Below are 2,365 nucleotides of genomic sequence, written 5' to 3'. Positions count from 1 at the left end.
AGGCACGGGAAAGTCGGTCGCCGCCAGGTCTTCCAGTCACCCCTCACCACCGCGGGGTGGAGCAGCCCGGTAGCTCGTCAGGCTCATAACCTGAAGGCCGCAGGTTCAAATCCTGCCCCCGCAACCATCTGAACTTGCGATGCCAACGCATCACGAACCCCAGTCCGGAAACGGGCTGGGGTTTTCGTTTGTCCGCCTGACGCCACCATCAGGATGCCGGCCAGATCTCCCCGGACATCGATCTGGAGGCCCTTGTCGGACGGTGTGAGGATGATCGCCTCGATCAGCGAGCGGATCACCTCGGCCGCCTCCTGCCGCTTCTCGTTCAGTTCGGAATGCAGCATGTCGTGCAGACGTGCGAGTTGCCGGTGGTAGAGCTCTGCCATTTGGGGATGGAGCAGGGGCGGGGGTGCCTCGGCGGTGGCGAGGAAGTCCTTGAGTTCTGTCTTGCGGGCTTCGAGCTTCGATCCGCGTTCCTTGACCGTCTCGATCGAGATCGCTTCCGAAAGGTAGAGATCCATCAGGCGCTGGATGTCGCGCTCGACCCGCTTCAGTTCTGATTCCGCTGCGCCGATGTCGGCGGAAGCCTCCATGCGCAGCCGGTTCATCTCGTCTGTGAACGCGGTGCAGAACTCCGCGAACAGGTCCGGATCCATCAGGTGGTGGCGCAGGGCATCGAGGACGCGCCGCTCCAGGTCCTCGCGGCGCATATTGGTCCGGTTGTCGCAGGTGCCCTTGTTGCGGGCTGTCGAGCAGCCAAGCAGGGTGCCGGAGATCATCGAATAGCCGCCACCGCAGCAGCCGCATTTGCTCAGGCCGGAGAACAGGTAGCGCGGACGGCGTTTCTCGCGGAAATGGTCGGGCGATGAGGTATTGCGTGTGTCCCGGCTGGCGCTGACGCTGGCCTGCCGCGCCTTGACGGCGTCCCACAGGTCCTGATCGACGATCCGCAGATCCGGCACCTCCTGGATGACCCATTCGGATTCCGGATTGGGGCGGGCCTGGCGTTTGCCGGTATCGGGATCCTTGATGAAACGCTGGCGGTTCCAGACCAGCCTTCCCACGTACATCTCATTATTGAGGATACCGGTGCCGCGTAGCCGGTTGCCATTGATGGTCGAAAAACCCCAGGCGCCGCTGCCCGGTGCCGGGATACCCTCGTCATTGAGGCGGAAGGCGATGGCGCGCGGTCCCAGTCCGGCGGCGAAGTCGCGGAAGATGCGACGGACCACCTCCGCCTCGTGTGGGTTGATCGTCCGGTTGCCCCGGATCGGCTCGCCATTGGCGTCGAGTTTCCGCACTACGTCATAGCCGTAGGCGTTGCCGCCGCCGGACTTGCCCTGTTCGACCCGGCCTCGCAGGCCGCGATGGGTCTTCTCAGCCAGGTCCTTCAGGAACAGCGCGTTCATTGTGCCCTTGAGGCCGACATGGAGGTGAGAGACCTCGCCCTCGGAGAGGGTGACGATCCGCACGCCGGCATAGTTCATGCGCTTGAAGATGCCGGCGATGTCCTCCTGGTCGCGGGACAGGCGGTCCATGGCCTCGGCCAGCACGATCTGGAAGCGCCCGCGCTGTGCATCGGCGATCAGCGCCTGGATGCCAGACCGCATCAGGGATGCGCCCGATATGGCGTGGTCGGTATACTCCTCGACGATGGTCCAGCCCTGTTTCTCCGCGTGGGTGCGGCACACCCGAAGCTGGTCGGCGATCGAGGCGTCGCGCTGGTTATCGGACGAATAGCGGGCGTAGAGCGCGACCTTCATAACGGGGTATCCCTTACGGTCCGGAGCGGCGGCGCTGCTCCTGTTGCTGCGACCGGAACCAGTCCCGTGCCGCGCGGCGCGCCATGAGGCGGACAAGCGCCACTAGGCGCGGGTCGGGCGCGTTGGGTCGCAGGACGAGCCGCAACTCGGGCTCGGGCGGCCGATACGCCGGGGCAATGGACTGGCTGGGTCCGTCTGTCATCGTTGCTCTCTTCCGACCGTAAGGCAAGGAAAACAGACACACGATCCGGACAGATGACTGTTATTTCAAAGGAAATCCGCATTGTGGAAGGTCGCACCTGTGCGTGCTCCAGAGTGCGGAATCGTAGTTATGGGTAGTCCTGGATAGAGGCGCGTCGTACAAATACTGGCTTGCGGCGGCGGCACGAGAGGGGAGGGCAAGTCATGAACGATACGGAAGTGCCGTTCTTCCGGCAGGCCGGATGAGCGGACGCGCCACCGCTCTTCGCCCACGGGTAATCCCCCCATTTTTAGTGGGGTGCTGAATGAGAATTCAGGCAGCTGTTTTTAGTTTCTGGGCGGGGGTTAGCCCGCTGTTCCCCATGTTGGGTCTGTCATGGTTATATGTCCAGAGCCATTGT

The 2,365-nt window shown here is 63.4% G+C and carries 1 protein-coding gene and 1 tRNA gene; one reads left to right on the top strand and one right to left on the bottom strand.

The window, feature by feature from the left end; all coding sequences use genetic code 11:
• The first annotated feature begins 50 nt into the window (after positions 1-50).
• Positions 51-127, top strand: a tRNA-Met gene (locus tag F1542_RS16785).
• On the opposite strand, the gene F1542_RS16780 is transcribed toward F1542_RS16785, so the two are convergent.
• Positions 84-1,763 (bottom strand): recombinase family protein, encoded by a 1,680-nt coding sequence (locus F1542_RS16780; protein WP_193733997.1) that lies wholly within the window; start codon positions 1,761-1,763, stop codon positions 84-86. The genes F1542_RS16785 and F1542_RS16780 overlap by 44 nt on opposite strands.
• Between the last annotated feature and the right edge of the window lie 602 nt (positions 1,764-2,365).

The organism is Komagataeibacter sp. FXV3 (assembly GCF_015155755.1).
In the GTDB taxonomy this organism is placed as follows: Bacteria; Pseudomonadota; Alphaproteobacteria; order Acetobacterales; family Acetobacteraceae; genus Komagataeibacter.
This window is presented reverse-complemented; position numbering and strand designations above follow the sequence as displayed.

What these genes read in the sequence shown, in the direction of transcription:
- F1542_RS16780 (WP_193733997.1), bottom strand. Translation starts at nt 1,763, where the DNA reads ATGAAGGTCGCGCTCTACGCCCGCTATTCGTCCGATAACCAGCGCGAC.